Consider the following 525-nt stretch of genomic DNA (forward strand, 5'->3'; position numbering starts at 1 on the left):
CGGTCGGCGCTTTCGCCGCCTACAATTTCAACCTTCGGGTCGAAGGACTGCCGCTGGCTGCGACCATGATCCTGGCCGGGATTTCAGCCGCCGGCATCGGCGTCGTGTTCGGATTGCCGAGCCTGCGCCTGCGCGGCTTCTATCTCGCCGTCTCGACGCTCGCCGCCCAGTTCTTCGTGCAGTGGGCGCTGACCAAGTTCGGGTGGTTCTCCAACGACAACCCATCCGGAGTGATCTCGGCGCCGCACCTTGCCGTTGCGGGCTTCTCGCTCGACAGGGCGACGGGCCGCTACCTGCTCTCGGTGACCACGGTCATCGTGCTCACGGCGCTGGTCTGGCGCCTGGTCAACAGCGCGACCGGCCGCAATTTCATCGCCGTGCGCGACAACGAAACCGCCGCGCGGGTGATCGGCGTCCCTGTGCTGAAGACCAAGCTGCTGGCGTTCGCCATCTCGTCCTTCATCATCGGCGTCGCCGGGGTGCTGTGGGCCTTCACCTATCTGCGCACCGTCGAGCCGGCCGGCT

Annotated in this window: 1 protein-coding gene; it reads left to right on the forward strand. The window is 66.7% G+C overall.

Annotated elements, in window-relative coordinates; all coding sequences use genetic code 11:
- Positions 1 to 525, forward strand: a 525-nt coding sequence (locus NKH41_RS34110) for a branched-chain amino acid ABC transporter permease (protein ID WP_352936021.1), incomplete at both ends; no start/stop codon positions are given.

Origin of the sequence: Mesorhizobium sp. M1169 (genome assembly GCF_040318345.1) — a bacterium.
Taxonomy (GTDB): domain Bacteria; phylum Pseudomonadota; class Alphaproteobacteria; order Rhizobiales; family Rhizobiaceae; genus Mesorhizobium.